Origin of the sequence: Psychroflexus planctonicus (genome assembly GCF_014640195.1) — a bacterium.
GTDB lineage: Bacteria > Bacteroidota > Bacteroidia > Flavobacteriales > Flavobacteriaceae > Psychroflexus > Psychroflexus planctonicus.
In genome coordinates this window covers 125,359-148,879 of the sequence record NZ_BMGM01000008.1, presented here as the reverse complement: position 1 = coordinate 148,879, position 23,521 = coordinate 125,359, and the positions used below count along the sequence as shown (strand labels likewise).

At 35.5% G+C, this 23,521-nt stretch carries 20 protein-coding genes; 6 read left to right on the top strand and 14 right to left on the bottom strand.

Annotation, left to right across the window (positions count from 1 at the left end; genetic code table 11):
- Window positions 1-293: 293 nt before the first annotated feature.
- Window positions 294-1,706 carry an MBL fold metallo-hydrolase gene (locus IEV72_RS10080; RefSeq protein ID WP_188458978.1) on the bottom strand — a complete coding sequence of 471 codons (1,413 nt, stop codon included), beginning with the start codon at window positions 1,704-1,706 and terminating at the stop codon, window positions 294-296.
- Between the two features lie 265 nt (window positions 1,707-1,971).
- On the opposite strand from IEV72_RS10080, the gene IEV72_RS10075 reads away from it, so the two are divergent.
- The 6 genes from IEV72_RS10075 (at window position 1,972) to IEV72_RS10050 (ending at window position 7,826) form a co-directional block, all read left to right on the top strand.
- Window positions 1,972-3,090 carry a TlpA disulfide reductase family protein gene (locus IEV72_RS10075; RefSeq protein ID WP_188458977.1) on the top strand — a complete coding sequence of 373 codons (1,119 nt, stop codon included), beginning with the start codon at window positions 1,972-1,974 and terminating at the stop codon, window positions 3,088-3,090.
- A gap of 131 nt (window positions 3,091-3,221) precedes the next feature.
- A complete protein-coding gene (locus tag IEV72_RS10070; protein ID WP_188458976.1) occupies window positions 3,222-3,857 on the top strand; it encodes a flavin reductase family protein in 636 nt (211 codons plus the stop codon).
- Window positions 3,857-3,994: a DUF2256 domain-containing protein gene (locus tag IEV72_RS10065; RefSeq protein ID WP_188458975.1), complete on the top strand. Its 138-nt coding sequence runs from the start codon at window positions 3,857-3,859 to the stop codon at window positions 3,992-3,994. Before IEV72_RS10070 ends, IEV72_RS10065 begins: the two co-directional genes overlap by 1 nt.
- The gene (locus IEV72_RS10060; protein ID WP_188458974.1) at window positions 3,973-5,283 is read left to right on the top strand and encodes a DASH family cryptochrome; all 1,311 of its coding nucleotides are present in this window, start codon (window positions 3,973-3,975) and stop codon (window positions 5,281-5,283) included. Before IEV72_RS10065 ends, IEV72_RS10060 begins: the two co-directional genes overlap by 22 nt.
- 425 nt (window positions 5,284-5,708) lie before the next feature.
- Window positions 5,709-7,247: a cryptochrome/photolyase family protein gene (locus IEV72_RS10055; RefSeq protein ID WP_188458973.1), complete on the top strand. Its 1,539-nt coding sequence runs from the start codon at window positions 5,709-5,711 to the stop codon at window positions 7,245-7,247.
- 42 nt (window positions 7,248-7,289) lie between these two features.
- Entirely contained in the window at window positions 7,290-7,826 is a 537-nt protein-coding gene (locus IEV72_RS10050) for a hypothetical protein (protein WP_188458972.1), read from the top strand.
- Window positions 7,827-7,905: 79 nt separating this feature from the next.
- Here IEV72_RS10050 and ftsZ read toward each other — a convergent pair whose 3' ends face one another.
- The 13 genes from ftsZ to mraZ are packed head-to-tail and all read right to left on the bottom strand — an operon-like array spanning window position 7,906 to window position 23,341.
- Entirely contained in the window at window positions 7,906-9,861 is a 1,956-nt protein-coding gene (ftsZ, locus tag IEV72_RS10045; RefSeq protein ID WP_188458971.1) for a cell division protein FtsZ, read from the bottom strand.
- Between the two features lie 16 nt (window positions 9,862-9,877).
- Window positions 9,878-11,263, bottom strand: coding sequence for a cell division protein FtsA (ftsA, locus tag IEV72_RS10040; RefSeq protein WP_188458970.1), 1,386 nt, complete (start codon window positions 11,261-11,263; stop codon window positions 9,878-9,880).
- Between the two features lie 12 nt (window positions 11,264-11,275).
- The gene (locus IEV72_RS10035) at window positions 11,276-11,992 is read right to left on the bottom strand and encodes a cell division protein FtsQ/DivIB (protein WP_188458969.1); all 717 of its coding nucleotides are present in this window, start codon (window positions 11,990-11,992) and stop codon (window positions 11,276-11,278) included.
- A complete protein-coding gene (gene murC, locus IEV72_RS10030) occupies window positions 11,973-13,343 on the bottom strand; it encodes a UDP-N-acetylmuramate--L-alanine ligase (RefSeq protein ID WP_188458968.1) in 1,371 nt (456 codons plus the stop codon). Before murC ends, IEV72_RS10035 begins: the two co-directional genes overlap by 20 nt.
- Window positions 13,340-14,437, bottom strand: a complete 1,098-nt coding sequence (gene murG, locus IEV72_RS10025) for an undecaprenyldiphospho-muramoylpentapeptide beta-N-acetylglucosaminyltransferase (protein ID WP_188458967.1) — start codon at window positions 14,435-14,437, stop codon at window positions 13,340-13,342. Before murG ends, murC begins: the two co-directional genes overlap by 4 nt.
- The gene (locus IEV72_RS10020) at window positions 14,434-15,666 is read right to left on the bottom strand and encodes an FtsW/RodA/SpoVE family cell cycle protein (protein ID WP_229731877.1); all 1,233 of its coding nucleotides are present in this window, start codon (window positions 15,664-15,666) and stop codon (window positions 14,434-14,436) included. Before IEV72_RS10020 ends, murG begins: the two co-directional genes overlap by 4 nt.
- 3 nt (window positions 15,667-15,669) lie before the next feature.
- Window positions 15,670-17,010: a UDP-N-acetylmuramoyl-L-alanine--D-glutamate ligase gene (gene murD / locus IEV72_RS10015; protein ID WP_188458966.1), complete on the bottom strand. Its 1,341-nt coding sequence runs from the start codon at window positions 17,008-17,010 to the stop codon at window positions 15,670-15,672.
- Window positions 17,011-18,234: a phospho-N-acetylmuramoyl-pentapeptide-transferase gene (gene mraY, locus IEV72_RS10010; protein WP_188458965.1), complete on the bottom strand. Its 1,224-nt coding sequence runs from the start codon at window positions 18,232-18,234 to the stop codon at window positions 17,011-17,013.
- A gap of 5 nt (window positions 18,235-18,239) precedes the next feature.
- Window positions 18,240-19,706 carry a UDP-N-acetylmuramoyl-L-alanyl-D-glutamate--2,6-diaminopimelate ligase gene (locus IEV72_RS10005; protein WP_188458964.1) on the bottom strand — a complete coding sequence of 489 codons (1,467 nt, stop codon included), beginning with the start codon at window positions 19,704-19,706 and terminating at the stop codon, window positions 18,240-18,242.
- Complete coding sequence (locus IEV72_RS10000; protein WP_188458963.1) at window positions 19,703-21,661, bottom strand: PASTA domain-containing penicillin-binding protein; 1,959 nt, start codon at window positions 21,659-21,661, stop codon at window positions 19,703-19,705. Before IEV72_RS10000 ends, IEV72_RS10005 begins: the two co-directional genes overlap by 4 nt.
- Window position 21,662: 1 nt before the next feature.
- On the bottom strand, window positions 21,663-21,986 hold the full coding sequence (locus IEV72_RS09995; RefSeq protein WP_188458962.1) for an FtsL-like putative cell division protein: 324 nt from the start codon (window positions 21,984-21,986) through the stop codon (window positions 21,663-21,665).
- 1 nt (window position 21,987) lies between these two features.
- A complete protein-coding gene (gene rsmH / locus IEV72_RS09990) occupies window positions 21,988-22,902 on the bottom strand; it encodes a 16S rRNA (cytosine(1402)-N(4))-methyltransferase RsmH (RefSeq protein WP_188458961.1) in 915 nt (304 codons plus the stop codon).
- Entirely contained in the window at window positions 22,889-23,341 is a 453-nt protein-coding gene (mraZ, locus tag IEV72_RS09985; RefSeq protein ID WP_188459007.1) for a division/cell wall cluster transcriptional repressor MraZ, read from the bottom strand. The genes rsmH and mraZ overlap by 14 nt, the downstream gene beginning before the upstream one ends.
- Window positions 23,342-23,521: the final 180 nt, after the last annotated feature.

The window sequence follows — 23,521 nt, the reverse complement described above, 5'->3', positions numbered from 1 at the left end:
AATTCTTTGCTTACTCAATCTCTATCGATTTATAGTCCATAGGTTTGATTGCAGCCTAAAAGTCTGTTTTGCCACCAATGCACTAATGATTTTAAAGTACAAAGCATACTTATTCGTGTATTCATGGCGTTTAATAAGTTTTTAGAAGCTAAAACGGATGCACTAAAATGCATAGTTTTAACTAAATTTGAGAATCAATAAAAACAGTGATTTTCTTAACTCTGCATTTTCAACAAAAAACAATCCCCAAATTGCAAACAACCTGGGGATTTGATTAAGATGAGTTAATCAGTTTATAATAAACTCGTTGGGCAAACATATTCAGTTAATTTTGCTTTTTCGTTGGCAGAAATATCATCAAATCCACCACGTACATCTACAAAATTATCCCAACCACGTTGTTTCAGCATAGAAGCAGCAATCATACTTCGGTAACCTCCTGCACAATGCAATGCGAATTTTTCATCTTTTGGGAATATAGATAAGTATTCATTTAAACTCCCTAATGGTGTGTTTTCTGCGCCTACTAAATGCTGACTATTGTATTCATTTTTCTTTCTTACATCAAAAACTTTTAAGCCTTTTTCTTGTTCTTCAATTAGCGTGTTTACATCAATACGTTCAACTTGGTCTATTTCCTTTCTCGCTTTTTTCCAAGCATCAATTCCGCCTTTTAAATAACCAATAGCATGATCGTAACCTACACGAGCTAAACGAATAATACTTTCTTCTTCTTTTCCAGGATCTGTAATTAGCAAAATTTGTTGTTTAATATCTGGAATTAACTCTCCAACCCACATGGCAAAATTATTATCTAATCCAATATTAATCGAGTTGGGAATAAACGCATCTTTAAAATTTTCTGCTTCTCGGGTATCTAACAAAAGCGCTCCAGTTTCATTGGCAGCAGCTTCAAAGGCTTCGGGAGATAGAGGTTGTTGTCCACGATCAATAACATCATCAATACTGTCGTAACCTTGTATATTCATTAAAACATTTTTAGGAAAATAACCGGGAGGTGCAGTTAAACCATCTAATAACTTTTCTATAAATTCTTCCTTCGGCATATCTTGAAGAGCATAATTGGTTGCTTTCTGATTTCCTAAGGTATCGGTCGTTTCTTTACTCATCATTTTTCCACAGGCACTACCTGCACCATGGTTAGGATACACAATTAAATGATCTGGAAGTGGTAAAATCTTGTTTCTTAGCGAATCGTATAAATGAGCTGCCAACTTTTTTTCGGTTAAATCTTCAATTACATGTTGTGCCAAATCTGGACGACCTACATCGCCAATAAATAAGGTGTCTCCGGTTATAATACCATGTTGTTTTTGGTTTTCGTCAATCAATAAATAAGTAGTTGATTCCATGGTATGCCCAGGAGTATGAAGTACTTGAATAGTATATTTACCTATTTTAAATTCTTGGTTATCTTCAGCAATTAAAGCATCAAATCCAGGTTTTGCTGTAGGACCATAAACAATTTCTGCACCTGTTTTTTTAGCTAAATCTAAATGTCCTGAAACAAAATCAGCATGAAAATGGGTTTCAAAAACATATTTTATTTGCGCATTATCCTTTTGAGCTTTGTCTATATAAGGTTGTACTTCTCTTAATGGGTCAAAAATTGCAGCTTCACCATTGCTTTCAATATAATAAGCGGCGTGGGCAATACATCCAGTATAAATTTGTTCAACTTTCATTTGGTCTATGTTTTAAATTATGATGCTAAAATAATGAGCACTTCATTTTTTATATGTTACAAAGGTCACATTGACCACTGAAAAACAAGTAAATATGATTTTAATCAGTTTTAATTGTTTAGAATTTATTTTAAACCTTTTAAAGCTTTTGTGAATTTCCTATATAAATAACTTATCAAAAGCTATCCTAAAAAAAGTAATATTCTTTCATAATAGTTGAGATAACGCTTAGTCTTGATTACTTTTGCGAAAAATGATATTAAATATGAAAAAAATAATTGTATTAGTTCTAGCCATACTGACTTTTGCTTGTGAAAATGCTAGTAAAAAAGAAGTTATTCTAACAGCTGATGCTGAAGGCATTGCCGAAAACTCAAAAGTTTTCTTATCCAAATTAGGTGAAAACAACCAACAAGTGCATTTGGACACTACAGAAGTTGTTAATGAAACTTTTAGCTTTGATTTGAGTGAACAAGACGAACAAGAGCTGAATATAGTTCGAATTGATGGTGCTCCAGGTAACTTCATATTTGTAAAAGAAGATATGCCAATGCATTTAAAAGTTGATTATCTAAATGTTAGAAATTCTAGTATTGAAGCCGGAAAGCATAATAGTTTACTGCTAGAATATTTTAATATTCTAAAAAATCTGAATGAAGAAATGCAAGACGTTCAAAAAAGCATGAATAATGCAATGCGAACCGGAGACCAAGCTCAAGTTGCAGAGCTAAGAAGTATACAACGTAACATTGAAAAAGAAAGTGTAGATAAACGCAAACTAATTGTTGAAGAAAACCCTTCTTCTATAGTAAGCCTTATGATTTTATCTGATTTAATCAATCAAAAAAAAGTAAACAATAAGGAAGCGAAAGATTATTTTGAAAATTTCTCAAATGAAGTGAAAGATCTTCAATTAGGAAGAAACTTACAAGAACAAATTGCTAAAGTAGGCGCGACAGATATAGGTGCAGTGGCTCCTGATTTTTCAGGTCCAACTCCTGAAGGTAATAAATTGAACTTGAAAGATGCTATGGGAAAAGTTACCTTAATCGACTTTTGGGCATCTTGGTGTAAACCTTGCCGAATTGAGAATCCAAATATTGTTGATGTTTATCAAGATTATAAAGACAAAGGCTTGTCTATTGTGCAAGTTTCTTTAGATAAACAAAATCAGAAAAAATCTTGGACCAACGCTATTGAAGCGGATAATTTAGGAGATTGGCATCATGTTTCTAATTTGATGTTTTGGAAAGATCCTATTGCTGTAAAATATGGCGTGCGCTCCATCCCTAAAGCATATTTAATCGATGAAAATGGGGTAATTATTGGCAAAGACCTACGTGGAAATCAACTGCGTGAAAAAGTGAGTGAATACTTAGATTAGTATAAAATACATATACAGATTTTAAATCTGTAAATTAAGCTTAAAGCTGTTTCATTTGAAGCAGCTTTTTTTGTTTAATTATTAACACAAAACAATTAAACAATCTATAATTTTATGGCTTTGAAAAATAAATGAAACATTTAAATAAATCACAGATCATCAATCTACCTCGGTTTGAACGCATGAACTTAATCAACTCTTGCGGGGGTATTAAATCGGCAAACTTATTGGGAAGCTGCAACGCAAAAGGAGAAACCAATTTGGCAGTGTTCAATTCGGTAATTCACTTGGGTAGCAATCCGCCGCAGCTTACATTTACGCTTCGCCCCACAACGGTAGAACGCCATACCTACTCCAACCTCAAAGAAACAGGTGTTTTTACCGTGAATCACATCCATGAAGAAATCATCAAGGAAGCACACCAAACTTCTGCGAGTTATGATGCAAGTACAAGCGAATTTGATGCCGTAGGATTAGAAGCCGAATACAAAGCCAACTTTAAAGCACCATTTGTAAAGCAATCTAAAATTCAGCTAGCTTGTTCTTTTGAAAATGAATACCATATTAAAGAAAATGGCTGCATTGTAGTTGTAGCCAACATAGAGCACATTTTTTATGATGAAACCATTCAAACTAAAGATGGATTTTTAGATTTAACCAAGGCAAAAAGCGTAGGAATTATTGGTTTGGATGGGTATGTAAAAACAGAAATGCTAGACCGATTTAGTTATGCTCGACCAGAGCAGGAATTGAAATCCATTTTATAATGGCACACAAAAAACCCCATCTACCTACTAAAATTTGTGAAACTTGTGGATTGCCTTTTACTTGGCGAAAGAAATGGGAGAAAAACTGGGATAATGTAAAATATTGTAGCGAAAAATGCAGGAAAAACAAAAAATAAATGTCGTTTGGTTCAGAAACGATTTACGCACAACCGACCAACATTCATTAGCCGAAGCTTGTCAACAAAACTTACCCGTTTTGGCGGTCTATTGCCTAGATCCCAGCCACTTTGAAGTAACCCAATACGGCTTCAAAAAAACCGAAAAATTTAGAGCTAAATTCTTGTTAGAAACCTTAGATGAATTGAAAACGAATTTACAAGAACTCAACATCAATTTACTTGTTAAACAAGAAAAGCCAGAAGTCACTTTTGAAAATTTAGCTAAAAGCTTCCAAATCGAACACATTTTTTGTCAAAAAGAATGGACGCAGGAAGAAGTAAATGTGCAAGAAGCAGTTTCTAATAAACTACCCGAAACCAAATGGATTGTGCAATACGACCAATTTTTGTTTCATCCCGAAGACATTCCATATTCCAGCTTTAATCAAATTCCAGAAGTCTACACCCAATTCCGAAAAGCCTGCGAAAAGCAATCGCAAGTCCGAAAATTAATAGCTAAGCCAAAACCGCTACCAGAAAGTAATTGGATAGGCGAAGCCACTGAAATTCCAAGTTTAATCGACTTGGGTTTTAAAGATTTTGACATCGATTCCCGAACTGCTTTTCCATTTCATGGTGGCGAAAATCAAGCTTGGAAACGCATTCAACATTATTTCTGGGAAACCAAAAAGCTTCAGTTTTACAAGAAGACCCGCAACGGATTGTTAGGTACCGATTACAGCTCCAAACTTTCAGCTTGGCTGGCCAACGGAAGCATTTCGGCAACGCAAATCTATTGGGAAGTCAAAAAATTTGAAAAGGAAATCAAGAAAAATCAAGACACGTATTGGTTGATATTCGAATTGATTTGGCGGGATTACTTCAAATATGTTTCGCTTAAACACGGCAGCAAAATCTTTCAATTGGGCGGAATTCTCGACAAAAATTACGATTGGGGAAATTCACAAAAAGCATTCAAACAATGGATTAACGGTCAAACTCCCGAGCCGTTCGTCAACGCCAACATGATTGAAATTCGCGAAACCGGGTTCATGAGCAACCGCGGCAGACAAAACGTAAATTCCTATTGGGCAAAGGAATGGAAGCAAGATTGGCGCATCGGAGCTGCCTATTTTGAAGCCATGTTGGTAGACTACGATGTGCATTCCAACTGGGGAAACTGGATGTACAACAGCGGTGTTGGCAACGACCCACGGGATCGAAAATTCAACATCAAAGGACAAGCAGACCGCTACGATTCCAACGGAAAATACCAACGCAAATGGTTGCAAGAATCTTTATTTTAGGATGAAAATAAATGGTTAATGAAAATAGCTTTTATGTCAAATCGAGTGATCCCGACATTTTCGTCGGGATTGTATCGAGATTCATCGAATTCTTGAAATATTTCAACAAAAAATCTAAATATTCTAGATATTATATACTGACATATAAAATTTTGAAACAATAAATTATAAAAAATGGAATAGAACTCTCAATACAATTTTAACCAATTTTTATTGAAAATTTAAATAGTACATGACAAAAAACTCTAATCCGATTCTAAGTATTTGATCTGCAAAACCTCACAGGTCTTTAAGACCTGTGAGGTTTGATTTGCATAATATTAGAAATCAGCATTATCCGAGTTTTATTTTTTTTATCGTTTACTAAAGAAAATTGATTAAAACCACTCGAACTGACATTAATTTACAAAAAATCATTTATAAACATGAAAAAAACACTTCGACTCATATTAGGCGACCAGCTTAACGCAAAGCATTCTTGGTTTTCAGAAAAAAACGAAAATGTCGTTTACTTCATGGCAGAAATGAAGCAAGAAACCAATTATGTAAAACACCACATTCAAAAAGTAGTTGCCTTTTTTCTTTCCATGCGGAATTTTTCAGAAAGCCTTCAAAAAGATGGTCATCAAGTAATCTACTATAATTTGGATGACGAAAAAAATCAACAGGATTTAGTGGCTAATTTAAAGCAAATCATCAAAGAAGAAAACATTGAAGCTTTTGAATACCAATTGCCAGATGAATTTCGACTGGACAAACAACTGCGAGATTTTTGTGAAGAAATCGAACTAGAAACCAAGTCGGTAGACACCGAACATTTTTACACCCAACGCAAAGATGTGGCTAAATTCTTTGAAGGCAAAAAGGAAATGACCATGGAATATTTTTATCGGGATATGCGTAAAAAGCATGAAATCATGATGCTAGACGCAAAAAAACCCGAAGGCGGACAATGGAATTTCGACAAAAGCAATCGTAAGAAATGGACGGGTAAACCTGAAATTCCTCCGCATAAAAACTTCAAGAAAAATGTTTCCGAAATCATCGAATTACTACAAAAAGAAAACATTGAAACCATTGGCAGAATTGAAGCAAACAACTTTTCATGGCCAACTAGCCGAGAAGAATGTTTGGAAGTCTTGGACTATTTCTGCAAAAAATTGCTGGTTCATTTTGGTGATTATGAAGATGCTATGCATACCGATGAAAAATTCTTGTTTCATTCGCGTTTGTCTTTTGCCATGAATACCAAAATGCTTTCACCAAAGGAAATTATCGATACCACTTTAGATTATTACTACGAACATAAGGATGAAATCGATATTTCTCAAGTAGAAGGATTTGTGCGTCAAATTTTGGGTTGGCGTGAGTTTATGCGCGGTATTTATTGGAAAGAAATGCCCGAATACAAACAGTTAAATGCATTGGGAAACACCAACAAGCTTCCTGATTTTTATTGGACAGGCAAGACCAAAATGAATTGCATGAGCCACGCCATCAACCAAAGTTTAGACGAAGCCCACGCACACCACATTCAGCGTTTAATGGTTACCGGGAATTTTGCTTTGCTTACCATGGTTGACCCAGACCAAGTAGATGAATGGTATTTGGGCGTGTACATCGATGCCATTGAATGGGTAGAATTAACCAACACCCGCGGCATGAGCCAATTTGCAGATGGTGGAATTGTAGCCACCAAACCTTATGTTTCCAGTGGGAGTTACATCAACAAAATGAGTAATTACTGCAAATCTTGTCATTATTCGGTTTCTAAAAAAGAAGGCGAAAAAGCATGTCCGTTCAATAATTTGTATTGGAATTTTCTGTACAAGAATCAAGAGAAATTCAAGAACAATCAACGTATGGGAATGATGATGAACCTATTGAAAAAAATGAACAAAGACACCTTGAATAATCATATACAACGTTCAGAAGAAATTATTAAAAACCCAGATGCGTTTTAGAAGAATTCATAAATCTGTACCTTTGCCGAATAATACATAGACATGAAAAATACATTTTATTTAAAACCCTTACTTATTTTATTCACTTTTACGCTGCTAAGTTGTGGTGAAAATCGCGCAGATAAGCCAGCAAGTGAAGTACAAGAAGAAGTTGAATCAGAAGAAGTTCAAGAAAGTGAAGGGTCTGATGTTACAGAAACGGATCAAGGAACTGAAGGTTCTAGCCAAAATCAATCAGATTTAAATAATGAGTCTGATATACAACTTGAAGAACTTGATCAAGCAGAAAAGCAATTAGATAGCACCATAAAGGATGTTGAAGAAAAAGCAAATACTGATATAGATGCTAATCAACTTATGGACGATGCTAAAAAATCTGCACAAGATGCGCAAAGCAAAGCAGAAACGCAGGCCCAAGAAATGCTTAAAAAAGCAGAAGAAAACGCTAAAATAACAATGGATAAGGCTAAGAAAAATGCAGAAGATGCTGCCAATAGTATCAAAAAAGAAAGGGAGAACATAGAACAAAAAGCAAAAGAAGGCAAAGAAAAAATGGAAGGTAAAGTTGAAGAACAATAATTTAATTAGCTTTCTAAAAAACTAAAAATCCCACATTGATAAATGCGGGATTTTTAGTTTATGGGTTTTAAAAACAGAACTAATCTACATTATCGTGTAAAAAAGAATTATTAGATCTGAAATTAATATCTCCATTTTCATCGTTATGCAAAGATGTTCTAGAAATTTTTGCATCTTGATTTCTACGAGAGTGATCAATTTCTACTCCTGCTCTTTTGTAGGCAGGTTGCTTTTCAATTTCATCAACACTTTGGTTGTTTCTAAATTTGTAATTGAACTTCTTCATCTTAGCTCGTCTTTCTGCCGCTCTAGAAGACAAATCGTTTATGGAGCTGTTCATCGGATCTATTTCAGCAGTACTAGAATTGTCTTCGTCCGCTTTTTTTGAAGTTGGCTCTACACGGGTTTGAAAATTAATTTCTTCGTCTTCGGCTTTTGGTTCAGCTACTTTCTTGGGTTTCGATTCTTCTGTTTCTTCGTAATCGCTTAATTCGTATCGGCGAACTTTGGCTTCAGAAGAATGCATTTTTTGCTGAGCATTTGCTTTAACTGAAGATGACAAATCTTCTTCATCATGCACTTCAATGTCATTGATGTTTTCAGCATCATCACCCAATTGAAAAAATTGTTTTTCATCTTGATTTGATGGAGTTTCTTTTGAACTAGAATCGTTTAAAGGTAAATCGAATGAAAATGGGAATTCTTCTTCATTGGATTCAACTTCTTTAGCTTCACTTTTAATTTCATTGATTTCGAAATCATCTTCATCAAAATTCAGTTCTTCAGCTTCAACAGAAATAGCCTTTATGGCTTCAGTTGTCGGAATTAATTGATCTTCATTTTGAGATAAATCTGTGTTTTTTGCCTTCGGCACTTCTTCTTCATCTTCTTCTAAGGTATGCACAATTTTACTTTGTGCCTTTGGTTTTTCGTCATCCAAAGGTGGCGTTAATGGTTTAGAGTGTAACTTACGTACCACCTTTTGCTCTTCATCTAAAGTATGGATAATTTTCTTGGTTTCGGTATTGACAATGGCATCTTGCTGTTCTGTATCAAAACCCGTTGCAATAATAGTTACCGAAATTGAATCGTCTAAACTTTCATCTTCTCCAACACCCATGATGATGTTTGCAGAATTTCCAGCTTCTTCCTGAATATGGTCGTTGATTTCTCCTATTTCGTCTAGGGTAATTTCATCTGTGCCGGAAACAATTAGCAACAATACGTTTTGAGCACCCGTAATTTTATTATCGTTTAATAATGGGGAATCCAAGGCTTTTTCGATAGCAATTTTAGATCGATTTGATCCAGAAGCCACCGCAGAACCCATAATGGCCGTTCCGCTATCGCTCAATACCGTTTTGGCATCTTTTAAGTCAATGTTTTGCGTGTAGTGGTGCGTAATTACTTCTGCAATTCCACGAGAAGCCGTTGCTAAAACTTCGTCTGCTTTAGAAAAACCAGCTTTAAAACCTAAGTTTCCGTAAACTTCACGAAGTTTATTGTTGTTGATAACAATAAGTGAATCTACTTCTTTACGTAATTTTTCAACACCAATTTGAGCTTGTTCGTTTCTGGTTTTTCCTTCAAATTGAAAAGGACTGGTAACAATGCCAACGGTTAAAATATCCATTTCTTTGGCTTGTTTGGCAATTACTGGAGCTGCGCCCGTTCCTGTACCGCCACCCATACCAGCAGTAATGAAAACCATTTTGGTGTTGGAACTCAACAGATTCTTTAAATCGTCAAAACTTTCTAATGCAGCTTGCTCGCCAACATCAGGATTTGCGCCCGCGCCTAAACCTTCAGTTAGGTTTACACCTAATTGAATTTTAGTAGGAACTGGACTGTTTTCTAATGCTTGTGAATCTGTATTACAAACCACAAAATCTACTCCTTTAATTCCTTGACGAAACATGTGGTTTATTGCGTTAGAACCACCGCCACCAACGCCAATTACTTTAATTACATTGGATTGGTTTTTTGGTAAATCGAATGCAATGCTATCGAAATCGTTTTGATCCTTGTTACCCATAATTACGTATTTTAATTTATTCTGCTTTATCTAAAATGTCTTTTAATTTATCTACAAATCGGTCAAAGAAACTTTGTCTTGGACCTGTAGAACCTTTTCCTTCTTGCGAAGTGGTATTTGATATGTTATTATCTTCTTCAATTTCTTCAGTTGAAGCACTTTGCTCTTCAACTTCATTAATTGTTTGTTCTTCTTCTAAAATTTCTTCTTTTTCTTCAGCTGCATCTTTTTGTTCCTGATCTTGATCGCTAATGGATTTCATTAACAATCCTACAGCGGTAGAATAAATAGGACTAGTGGTTTCGCGTTCTGTATCTCCTGCTAAATGTTCGTTAGGATAACCAATACGCGTATCCATTCCGGTAATGTATTCTACCAATTGCTTTAAATGCTTCAATTGAGCACCTCCGCCAGTAATTACAATTCCTGCAATTAATTTTTTACGTTGTTCTTCGTGTCCGTAGTTTTTGATTTCTAAAAACACTTGTTCAATAATTTCTACCGCACGGTAATGAATTATTTTGGACAAATTTTTAAGTGAAATTTCCTTAGGTTCACGACCACGCAAACCTGGAATAGATACAATTTCATTTTCTTTATTTTCTCCTGGCCATGCCGAACCAAATTTCACTTTTAGCAATTCAGCTTGCTTTTCTATGATGGAGCAACCGTCTTTTATGTCTTCTGTAATTACATTTCCACCAAAAGGAATTACAGCAGTATGTCTTATAATTCCATCTTTAAAAATGGCCAAGTCGGTTGTACCACCGCCAATATCGATGAGTGCCACACCTGCTTCTTTTTCTTCTTGACTTAAAACTGCGTTAGCCGAAGCCAAAGGTTCTAAATTTACACCGCCCAATGCTAAACCAGAATTGGTAACACATCGCACAATGTTTCTAATAGAAGAAATCTGACCGACTACCACATGAAAATTAGCTTCTAATCTAGCACCATGCATTCCGATGGGTTGCGTAATTTCGCCTTGTCCATCTACTTTGTATTCTTGCGGAAGCACGTGAATGATTTCTTCACCAGGAAGCATGACTAACTTGTGCACTTGATCGCAGAGTTCTACAATGTCTTTTTCTTCAATGACTTCATCGAAGTTCTGACGCGTAATGTAATCGCTGTGTTGCAAACTTCTAATATGCTGACCAGCAATACCAACCATTACTTTTTCAACTTCAATTCCTGCATCTGCTTCAGCTTCTTTAATAGCTTGTTGAATGGACTGTATGGTTTGGGTAATGTTGTTTACCACACCACGATGAACACCTAGACTTTTGGATTTACCAATGCCCAAGACTTCTACTTTTCCATACTCGTTTTTGCGCCCAATCATGGCCACAATTTTTGTGGTTCCGATGTCTAAGCCTACTGCAATCTTTTCATTTTCCATGTTACTCAAATATTACTTTCTGGTGCAAACAACTTGTTTCCCAAACTGTAAATCAACTTTCATATAATCTGTTAACCTTCCATCTTTTTTAGCTTTCGCAAAAAAAGCTTTGAAGTTAGCGAGCTTCAAGTCGATATCTTGCAAATCGCCAAAATCGACTTTAAAATCGGTGTCTCTTAATTCAAAATAAATTTCTCCATTGCTATTTTTATGAATGGATGTAATTTGTTGTTGTAAAAACGCATCATTATAAATTGCATTTGCTAGTTGAAACAATTCCATAGCATCTTCAGATGTAAATCCAAAAGCAATCGGTACCCTGGCAGAATAATTAGTAGACATAGGCATAATTAAACCTTCGTCATCTAAGTAATGAAAACTGCCATCTAAAAAACGAAGAATGGGTTTACGTTGCTCAATTTCAGCACCTAGCAAACCATCTACAGTTAAATAAACCTGTGCATTTTTAATCATTTCATTGGCTTCTAAATAACTTTCCAAAACCTTCAAATCTAAGCTTTCTTTGGTTAAATTATTGATGCTATCTTTACTTTGTATTAACAATTTATAAACATCTTCATCCTGAATATAAAATTCGGAAACTTCGGCAAATTCAATATCAACTGACTTTATTTCCTTTTTTTGATTTCGCTGATTAGCGAAGCCATACAAGAAAATCAAGCTAGCTACTATGCCAACAAATGCGATGTTATTCCAATTCCATTTCATGATTAAAATGAGCTTTTATTTTTTGGGCTTCTACGCCAATATCTCCAGCTCCCAGCAACAAAATAACTTTACAAGTTGAATTTTGAATGCTGCTGAGCATTTCTGATTTTTCTATAACTTTAACGGGTTTGGTATTTATTTTCTGAGCTAAAAAAGCAGCATCAATTCCATCGATGGGTTCTTCTCTAGCAGGATAAATTTCAAGTATGCAAATTTCATCAAAAAGCATTAAACTTTGGGCAAAATCGGCTGCAAATTTCTGGGTTCTACTAAATAAATGCGGTTGAAAGATAAGCATCAGATTTTCATCAGGATGCATTTCTTTAGCGGCTTGATGAGCGGCTGCAATTTCGGTTGGGTGATGCGCATAATCATCGATAATACTTAAGTTTTCTTCACGAATTAAGTAATTGAATCTGCGTTGCACTCCTTGAAAACTGGATAAAGACTTCGCAAAATCTTTCCATTTTTTTGGATTGTAAAAAGCAGCTAATGCCACCGCCGAAATGGCATTAAACAAATTGTGTTTTCCAGGTAAAGAAAGTTGAATATCTTGAGCGATTTCGCCTTTTAAAACCAAATCGAAAACATAGCTTCCGTTTTGTACGCGAATGTTTTCTGCATATATATCGTCTGTTTCTACAAAACCGATTTTTTCACCATCAATATCAATTCCACTGGCGGTAAAAACTTGGCCACTTACTTGTTGTGAAAATTTGACAAAACTTTCCTTTAGCGCTTCAGCCGTTCCGTAAATTTCTAAATGGTCTGCATCTTCAGAAGTAATTACAGCCGCAGTGGGTTGCAATTGCAAAAAAGAGCGGTCAAATTCATCTGCTTCAACCACATACACATCTTGCCCAGTTGAAATAAAATTGGTCTGTTCTTCACTTAAAATTCCACCTAAAAAAGCGGTCACTCCTACTCCATTTTCCTTTAAAATATGAGTTAAAATTGAAGTGGTAGTCGTTTTGCCATGTGTTCCTGCAACGGCTAAACAAAATTTATCTTGGGTTAATTTTCCTAATAATTCAGCTCTTTTAATGGAATAGAAATCTTCGTTTGAAAAGAAATTCCATAGTGTAGATACTTTTGAAATTGCCGGCGTGTACACGATTGCCGCAGTAGTTGAGTCAATTTTTTGTAAAGCTGAAATGGCTTCATCTTCTTGGAAGCAGACGGAAATACCTTCTTCTACCAACTTTGCAGTTAAAGCTGAAGCTGTACGATCATAACCTAAAACCGACTTTCCATTTTGGTGAAAATAACGTGCCAATGCACTCATGCCAATCCCACCAATTCCTACGAAAAAGTATGTTTGTATAGGTTGTATGTGTGTTAACTGCTTCATTTTTGTGCTGCAATTATTTTTTCTACTTCGTTTACAATATCGCTTGTTGCTTCTGGTTTAGCTAATTTCTTAATATTGGCTGACAGTTCTTTTTGTCTACTTTCATCTTGTAATAATTTCAAAAATGTATTTTGAAATGCTTCTTCTAAATCTTGTTCTGCAATGCTAATGGCTGCATTTTCGGCAACTATCGAGTTCGCGTTTTTAGTTTGATGATCTTCTGCCACGTTGGGCGAAGGAATAAAAATCACAGGTTTTCCTACTACGCACAATTCGCTTACCGATCCAGCTCCAGCGCGCGAAATAATAAAATCGGCTGCCGTGTAAGCTTGATTCATTTCTTGGATAAACTCCACTACTCGGATGCCTTCACTATTTAAATTCTTATAATTTTCATAGTAAAACTTACCTGTTTGCCATAAAACTTGAATGTTTTGTGCTTTAAAAAATTCTAGCTTAGCTGAAATCAATTCGTTGATGCGTTTAGCCCCTAAACTTCCACCGATAATCAGCAGTACTTTTTGGTTGGCATTGAAACCAAAATTTGCTTTTGCTTCGGAAGCATTTCCACTGAGTTGAAGCACATCTCTACGTATTGGATTTCCCGTAAAAACAATCTTTTCTTTTGGAAAATAACGTTCCATATTTGGGTAAGCCACACAAATACGATCTACTTTTTGAGCAACCCACTTGTTGGTAATTCCAGCATAGGAATTTTGTTCTTGTATTAAACTCGGAATTTCTTTTTGAGTGGCTGCTTTTAATAACGGACCACTTGCAAAACCACCTGTTCCAATAGCAATATCAGGTTTGAAATTTCTGATGATTTTTCGGGCTTTAATCAAGCTACTCATCAATTTAAACGGGAACATAAGATTTGATAAGGTCAGTTTCCGTTGAATACCGGAAATCCACAATCCTTCAATTTTAAATCCAGCTTGTGGTACTTTTTGCATTTCCATTCGGTCTTTGGCTCCTACAAACAAGATTTCAGCAGTTGGATACCGATGTTGAATTTCTTGAGCAATGGCTATTGCTGGAAAAATATGTCCTCCAGTTCCGCCACCTGATATAAGTACTTTTAGGTTTTTCATACCGTTTCGCTCATGATTTCTAATGGATTTTCTGCTTCTTCATCTATTTCTTGAATTTGCTCTTTCAAGATTTCTTCCTCTCTATTTGCTTTTACGCTTTGTAATATTCCTAAGGAAATACAAGTCATCCAAATGGAAGTACCTCCGCTACTAATCAGCGGCAAAGTTTGTCCTGTTACCGGAAAAACCTGAACGGCCACACCCATATTGATAAATGCCTGAAAAACAAAAGGTAAACCAACCGCCATGACTAATAATTGGGCAAACTCACTTTGCGCTTTGGTTACCATGATGGCAATTCTTCCTAATATAATTAAGTAACAAATAATTACACCAAAGCCACCAATTAAACCCATTTCTTCAACAATAATGGCGTAAATAAAATCGGAAGAAGATTGCGGTAAAAAATTACGCTGTACACTTTTTCCTATTCCATTTCCAGTAACCCCGCCACTGGCTATAGCAATCTTGGCCTTTGTAATCTGATATTGTTCTTCTGCATCTTCTCCATTTGAAAAATTTTCTACTCGACTGATCCAAGTATCTACTCTGTTTGGAAATAATCCCGGGAAGGCTTTTGCAGACAAACCAAACAATAGCGCTAAAACCAATGCCGTTCCGACTACAATACCAATGTATTTAATGGGATATCCGCCTAAAAAGCAAAGCAGCATGGTTAAACTGAAAATTAGAGCTGCTGTAGAAAAGTTAGCAGGGAAAATTAAACCAATTACAGCAAAAACAGGCAACCACAATGGAAGCAAACTTTGCTTAAAATTGATTTGTACATCTTTTATTTTAGCTAAATAACGTGCAACATAAACCAGTAACACAACTGCTGCCAAACTCGAAGTTTGGAAAGACATATTGACTATAGGAACGCGAATCCATCTACTGGCGTTAGCACCGCCCATGGTATTGCCCTGTAATAAAGTAAACAACAATAAAATAACAATAAAAGGAAGCAATAATGCTGAAAGTCCACGGAAATAACGATACGGAATTTTATGTGTAGCGTACATCAACAAAAAACCGATAAAAATATGCACAAAGTGCTTCACCAAGTAGGCGAAAGTACTTCCAGAACCACCATTTAGATAAGCCAAGTTACTACTTGCCGTGTATACTGGAATAAACGAAAATAAAGCCATAAGCGCAACAACTGCCCAGATGGTTTTATCTCCTTTTAAAGAAGCAAACAAGTTTTTTATGTTTGATTCGTTTTGCATGATTTACGCTAATTTTCTAACTGCATCTTTAAATTGTCTGCCTCGGTCTTCATAATTTTCAAATAAATCGAAACTTGCACAAGCTGGCGAGAGCAAAACTTGGTCGTTGGCTTCTGCTAAATGCTTTGCCATAGCTACAGCTTCTTGCATAGAAGTAGTTTCAAATAATTCGTCTACTACATTTCCGTAAGCTTCAATTATTCTAGAATTGTCTACTCCAAGACAAATTATACTTTTCACTTTTTCATTTACTAAAGGAAGCAATTCGTGGTAATCATTTCCTTTATCTACTCCACCTAAAATCCAAATGGTTGGATGTTTCATACTATCTAAGGCATAGTAGGTTGCATTGATGTTGGTAGCTTTAGAATCGTTTATGAAAGTAACTTGGTCTATTTGAGATACTTTTTCTAAACGGTGTTCTACACCTTGAAAACTTTCCATGCTTTCTCGAATAGTGTGTTTTCTAATTTGTAATAATTTGGCTACCGCCGAACTTGCCATTGCATTCTTGGCATTGTGCTCACCTTGGACGTTTAAATTTTCTAAAGACATGCTAAATAGTTTATTGTTGATGTTTATTTCTATGTTGTTATTCTGTTTGCAAATGCTATTTACTCTTGAAATCGATTTGCTTGACATGGGTAATTTTTGCGCTTTCACTTCGTGATGATCAATCCAATTGGTAATGGATTCTTCATCTGCATTGTAAATCAAATAATCTTCTTCAGTTTGATTCTTAGTAATCTGAAATTTGGAATAAATGTATTTTTCAAATTCATAATTATATCTGTCTAAATGATCAGGTGTAATGCTTGTAATTACTGCTATGTTGGGTCTAAAATTCACAATTCCATCCAATTGAAAACTACTTAACTCCAACACATAAATTTCTTTTGGATTGGTCGCTACTTGATAAGCAAAACTATCGCCAATATTTCCTGCCATACTTACTGATAAACCCGCATTTTTCAAAATGTGATAAATCATGTTGGTTACCGTTGTTTTGCCATTGCTTCCAGTAATACCAATTAGAGTAGATTTGGTAAACCCAAATGCAAATTCAATTTCAGAAATTACAGCGATACCTTTTTCAATAGCTTTTTGTACAATAGGAACATGTTCAGGAATTCCTGGACTTTTTACTATTGTTGGAGCAGAAAGTATTTTTTCTTCAGTGTGTTTTCCATTTTCCCATGGTATTTCGTGTTCATCTAAAATGGCTTTGTATTTTGTTTTAATGGTAGATTTGTCTGAAACAAAGACAGCATAGCCTTGCTGTTTTGCTAAAACAGCAGCGCCAACTCCGCTTTCTCCACCACCTAAAATACTCAGCTTTTGCATTTATCTAATTTTTAAAGTAACTATGGTCATAATGGCTAATAATATTCCTACAATCCAAAACCGAACTACTATTTTACTTTCGTGTAATCCTTTTTTCTGATAATGATGATGCAGAGGCGACATTAAAAAAATGCGTCTACCAGCACCAAATTTCTTCTTGGTGTATTTAAAATATCCTACTTGCAATACCACCGATAGATTTTCGATTAAGAAAATTCCACAGAGTAAAGGAATGAGTAATTCCTTTCTAGTGGCAATGGCAATAACAGCAATTACGCCGCCTATGGTTAAACTTCCTGTGTCGCCCATAAAGACTTGAGCGGGATAAGTATTGTACCATAAAAATCCTACTAATGCGCCAGCAAAAGCAGTAATAAAAACGGTAGCTTCACCAACTCGAGGAATATTCATAACATTGAGGTAATTGGAGAAGATAAAGTTTCCAGAAACCCAAGCAAAAATTCCTAAAGTAATGACAATAATGGCAGAACTTCCTGCAGCCAAACCGTCGATTCCATCGGTTAAATTAGCTCCGTTAGAAACGGCTGTAACTATAAAAATAACGATAGGTATAAAAATGATCCAAGCGTATTTTTCTAACTTAGGACTAATCCAAGTAATGATTTTTGAATAATCTAATTCATTTCCTTTTACAAATGGAATATTGGTTTTTGTCGATTTTTCTTCTGGACCGGAAATGCGCTCTACTTGTTCCGTTTCATTGTCCATTTGCATGGCATAGGTTTTCTTTACGGTAATATCTTGGTGAAAAAACATAGTAGCGCCAACTATAATTCCTAAACCAACTTGACCGATTACTTTAAATTTTCCTTTTAAGCCTTCTTTGTTTTTTTTGAAAGTTTTGATGTAGTCGTCTATAAAACCAATGCTTCCCATCCAAAGCGTAGTTACAATAAGCAAAATGATGTAAATGTTGTCTAATTTTGCGAACAACAGCACTGGAATTAAAGTAGAAAAAATAATGATTAAGCCACCCATGGTAGGCGTTCCAGCCTTTTCACTTTGTCCTTCTAGGCCTAAATCGCGAACACTTTCTCCAACTTGTTTCGCTTGTAACAATCTGATAATTTTCTTACCGAAAATAGTTGAAATTAAAAGTGAAGTAATAATAGCAGCCGCTGCTCTAAACGAGATAAAATTGAATAATCCTGTACCTGGGATATCAAAATTGTTGTCTAAATATTCAAATAAGTAATACAGCATAATTCTTATTTATCAAATTCTTTTAAATAATTCTTCACCTTTTTAAAGTCATCAAAATCACTTCTAACTCCGTTGATTTCTTGGTAGGTTTCATGCCCTTTTCCTGCAATTAAAATAATGTCTTGTGGCTTTGCCATTTTACAAGCGGTTTTAATGGCTTGCTCACGAGATGTAATAGTCAATACTTTTTTTACATCGGTTGGTTCAATTCCTTTTTCCATATCTTGTATAATGGCATCGGGATTTTCTGTTCTGGGATTATCGCTGGTTAAAATAACTTGCGTGCTCAATTGACCTGCGATTCTTGCCATTAAAGGTCGCTTGGTTGCATCTCGATCTCCACCACAACCCACAACGGTAAACAATTCTTCATTTTTAGTTCTGATGGCATTAATGGTGCTCAATACATTTTCCAACGCATCGGGCGTATGTGCATAATCTACAATGGCTGTAATTTTTTGCTTATCTGAAATCCAATGTTGAAAACGACCGCTAACAGGTTTCAATTCACTTATTAGTCGAAGATTTTCAAGGCGATCTACTCCCAAAGCATCAGCTACCGCAAATACGGCTAATAAGTTGTATGCGTTGAAGCTTCCTATAAGTGGCGACCAAACTTCGGTTTCATTCATTTTGAGCAACATGCCATTAAAATTATTTTCCAAGACTTTAGCTGTGTAATCCGAATGACTTTTTAAGCTATAGGTTAATTTTTTAGCTCGCGTGTTTTGCAACATTACTTCCCCATTTTTGTCGTCTTGATTGGTCAACGCAAATGCCGATTTAGAAAGCTCATCGAATAAAATCTTCTTCGCATCTCTGTAATCTGCAAAGGTTTTGTGGTAATCTAAATGATCGTGAGATAAGTTGGTAAAAACCGCTCCGGCAAAATGCAGCCCTTTGGTTCTGTGTTGTACAATTCCGTGTGAACTGGCTTCCATAAAAACATATTCAACACCTTCATTTAGCATTTTATCTAAATACATATTAATGGTCAATGAATCTGGAGTTGTTAATTTGGTTTGGAAATCTTGGTCATTCACTTTAATAACTACCGTTGAAATTAAGCCTACTTTAAAACCCGCATTTTTAAACAATTGAAACAACAAGCTGCTTACCGTAGTTTTCCCGTTGGTTCCTGTAATTCCAATCAATTTCATTTTAGATGAAGGATGATCGTAAAAATTAGCTGCGATGTACGCCGCTGCTAAACGACTATCTTCAACTTGAATGTAGGTGACTCCTGTATTTCGATTTTCGGGTAAAGTTTCACAAACCACAGCTAAAGCACCTTGATTTATTGCCGATGGAATAAATTGATGCGCGTCTGTAGCTGTACCTTTAATAGCAATAAACATATCGTTTAATCCTACTTTGGTAGAATCGATATGAATATTTCTAATTTGCTGAGAAGTATTGCCTTCAACAGCCAAAATAGGAACTCTATATAATATGTCGCTTATGGTATTCAACTTAAAAACAGATTTACAATTTGGTTAGCTTCAACTTTTTGTCCTTGTGGAATAGATTGGTCTTTTACCTTTCCTTCTCCATAAATTTTCACTTTTAGCCCCATATTTTCTAATAATGAAACCGCATCCATTACGGGCAAGCCTTTTAGGTTAGGCATGATGCTCTTGTACTTTTGCGATAATTGATAATATTTTTGAAAATCTTGGTTAGCATAATTGCTTTCAAAAGATTCAACCTCATCTATTACTGGTGTGTCTTTATAAATTTTGTGTGCTATTTTTTGAAAAACTGGCGCAGCTACTGTACTGCCGTAATATCCTTTCTCTGGATTGGGTTTATTGATAACCACTATACAAGAGTATTTGGGTTCGTCTGCGGGGAAATATCCTGCAAATGAAGAAATGTATCTTCCAGCTTCAATCCAATATTCAGTTTGGCAAGTTCCTGTTTTCCCTGCCATGGAATAATTTTCAGAATAAATATGACTTGCTGTACCGCGTTTAACTGTATTTTCCATTAATTGTTGAAGCGCTTGCGCTGTTTCCTTTGAGCAAACCGAACCTTGATACATAACTTCAGAAAAATCTTGAACCAGCAAGTTTTTATCCCGAACTTCTTTGATGAATTTTGGTTTTACTTTTAAACCATCATTAGCAATAGCATTGTAAAACGTCAAAGTTTGTAATGGTGTTAAAGAAACTCCATAACCAAAAGAAAGCCATGGCAAAGTAGTTCCGTACCAATTGGAATCGTCTGGATGTGGGATATTTGGTTTTCCTTCACCTTTTATTTGAAGACCAATTTTTTCCCCTAAACCCATATTCATTAATCGATTTACAAACTGCTCGGGTTTGTCTTTATAATTGTCGTAAACCATTTGCGAAAAAGCGGTGTTCGAAGAAACTTCAAAAGCTTCTGCCATATTGATTTCTCCATAACCACCAATTTTAGAATCCCGAACAATTCGATCGAAATATTTTATTTTACCACCCTGCGTATCTACCATAGTTGTGGTGTCTATTACGCGGTCTTCTAAAGCAGCGGCCATACTCATCAACTTAAAAGTAGAGCCTGGTTCATGGGATTCATAAACCGCATAATTCATTTTTTCGTAATATTTACCAGACTTAGCACTACGACCGAGATTTGCAATGGCTTTGACTTCTCCAGTTTTGGTTTCCATGACTACAACTGAACCATGATCTGCTTCAAATCGCTCTAAAGCTTCCAACAAAGCATGATGTGCAATATCTTGAATGTTCACATCTATAGTGGTTATTACATCATAACCATCTTTGGGTTCAATTTCATGCAAATCGTTTATGGGTTTCCATTGTCCTTTGGCAATTTTTTGTTTGGTACGTTGTCCTTTTTCACCTTTTAAAAAATGATTAAAAGCGCCTTCTAATCCAACATTTCCGTAACCCACTGTGCGTTCTCCAACTTTTCCAAGTGGATGTTCTCTTACCGTTTGTTGTTCTGCAATAAAACCACCTTTGTAAGCTCCTTTATTAAAAAGCGGAAACTCTCGAATTTTCATATATTCTGAATAATCAAGATTTCTAGCTATAAAAACGTAACGATTTTTGGTAGCTCTAGCTTTTCGCAACTTGTTTTGATAATAGGAAACAGATTCGCCTAAAAAATTAGATAGTTCTTTAGCTAGCGGAGTTAGATTTTCTTTAAATACTCCATCTGAAGCAGTTACGGCATCAAATCGAATTTCATATTTGGGTACCGATGTAGCTAATAAGTTCATATTGGCATCGTAGATATTTCCACGATTGGGTTCAATGGTGAATTTACGGTAGACTTGTGTTTCTGCCATTTCACGGTAAATATCTCCTTCCAAAAATTGAATTTCAACCAATTTGAAACCCACAAACAAGGGCAGCAGCATAAAAATGCCCACCACAATGTAAAAGCGTTTCAATATTTGTTTGGTATTCGTCATTTTAATTTTTGGTTGTTGATTTTACTATTATTTTACTGGGTGGAGTTGAAGATGTGCCAATGCCTCTGGCTTTCATTTTTCTAGCAATATTCGACTCCATTTTTAATTGCATTAATTGTTTTCTAGAATCTACAAACTGACTTCTCAATTCTTTTACTTGTAAATTTATTTCAGCAATTTCTAATACTTTTTTGTCTGCACTATGCGAACTAGCAATCATGAAAATGGCCAATAACGTACAATACAAAATGAAGCGCCAGTTATCTAAAGCTCCATTTCGAACCAAAAAATCACCACGCAAAATTTGCTTTACACCTACTGCCATATCAATTGAAATTTACCCGTTTTGCAATTCTTAATTTTGCACTTCTTGCTCTTGAATTTTCTGCGTTTTCTTCTTCAGAAGGCACAATTAGTTTACCTACTTTTACAAAAGGCACTTGCGGTCTTCCATAGAAATCTTTTTCTACTTCACCTTCAAATTTTCCACTTCTTATAAAATTCTTCACCAATCGATCTTCTAACGAATGATAGGAAATAACACTCAACCTTCCATCTACAGCCAAGACTTCAGGCGTCTGTAATAAAAACTCTTTTAGTACTTCTAATTCCTGATTTACTTCTATGCGAATGGCTTGGTAAATGCGCGCCAACATTTTATTGATTTTTAAAGCCGAGAAAAAAGGCGTAATGATTTCATTCAGCTGTGAAGTAGTTTTAATCGGCGCTTCTTCCCGAGCTGCAATTATTTTATGTGCAATTTTTGAAGCGATTCTGATTTCAGCATAATCGCGAATAATTCGGATTAAATCTTCTGCTTCATAATGATTGACTACTTCGTAAGCACCTATTTCATCTTTTGGATTCATGCGCATATCTAAATCGGCTTCAAAACGAGTTGAGAAACCGCGTTCCGCCACATTAAATTGATGCGATGAAACACCAAAATCGGCCAAAATTCCATCTACCTTTTTCACGCCTTCAAACCGCAAATAGCGTTTTAAATGACGAAAATTAGCTTGAATAAGCTGAAAACGTTCATCCTGAATTGCATTTTGTACAGCATCTGGATCTTGATCGAATGCAAACAATTTACCCTTCTCGCCTAATTGGTCAAGAATTGCTTTGCTGTGACCACCACCACCAAAAGTAACATCTACATAAATTCCATCAGGTTGGATAGCGAGACCAGCTACGCTTTCTTTCAATAAAACTGGTATGTGATACTTACTCGCTGTCATCTCCCATTACTTCTTCAGCTAAATCTGCAAAATCTTCAAAAGAAGAAATAGCCGATTCATACTTCGATTTATCCCAAATTTCTATGATATTGATAGCCGAAGCCACCACAATTTCTTTTTGTATTCCTGCAAAACCAACCAAATCTTTCGGAATTAGAAGCCTACCGTTTGCATCTACTTCAACTTGCTTCACTCCGGCAGTAAATTTTCTAATAAAGTCGTTGTTCTTTTTCTTAAAACGGTTTAAGCCATTCAACTTCTTCATGAGCTCATTCCACTCTTTCATCGGGTACATTTCTAAGCATTCTTGAAACACAGAACGCTTCAACACGAAGCCGTCTACTAAGTTTGCCGCCAACTGTTTTTTCAACGCAGAAGGCAGCATAAGTCTAGCTTTTGCATCAATTTTACACTCGTATGAACCGACTAAATTGGTCACTTTATTAATTTTATCATTCAAATATATTGAATTTTTTACCACTTTATCCCACTTTACTCCACATTGTTGATAAGTTTTTCAACTATCTAAATATTTCAGATTTAAGATAATATTGAGAAGTGTCGAAAAGCAAGGTTATTATTGATGTTTCAAAAAACACCTATTGAAAATCATAATTTG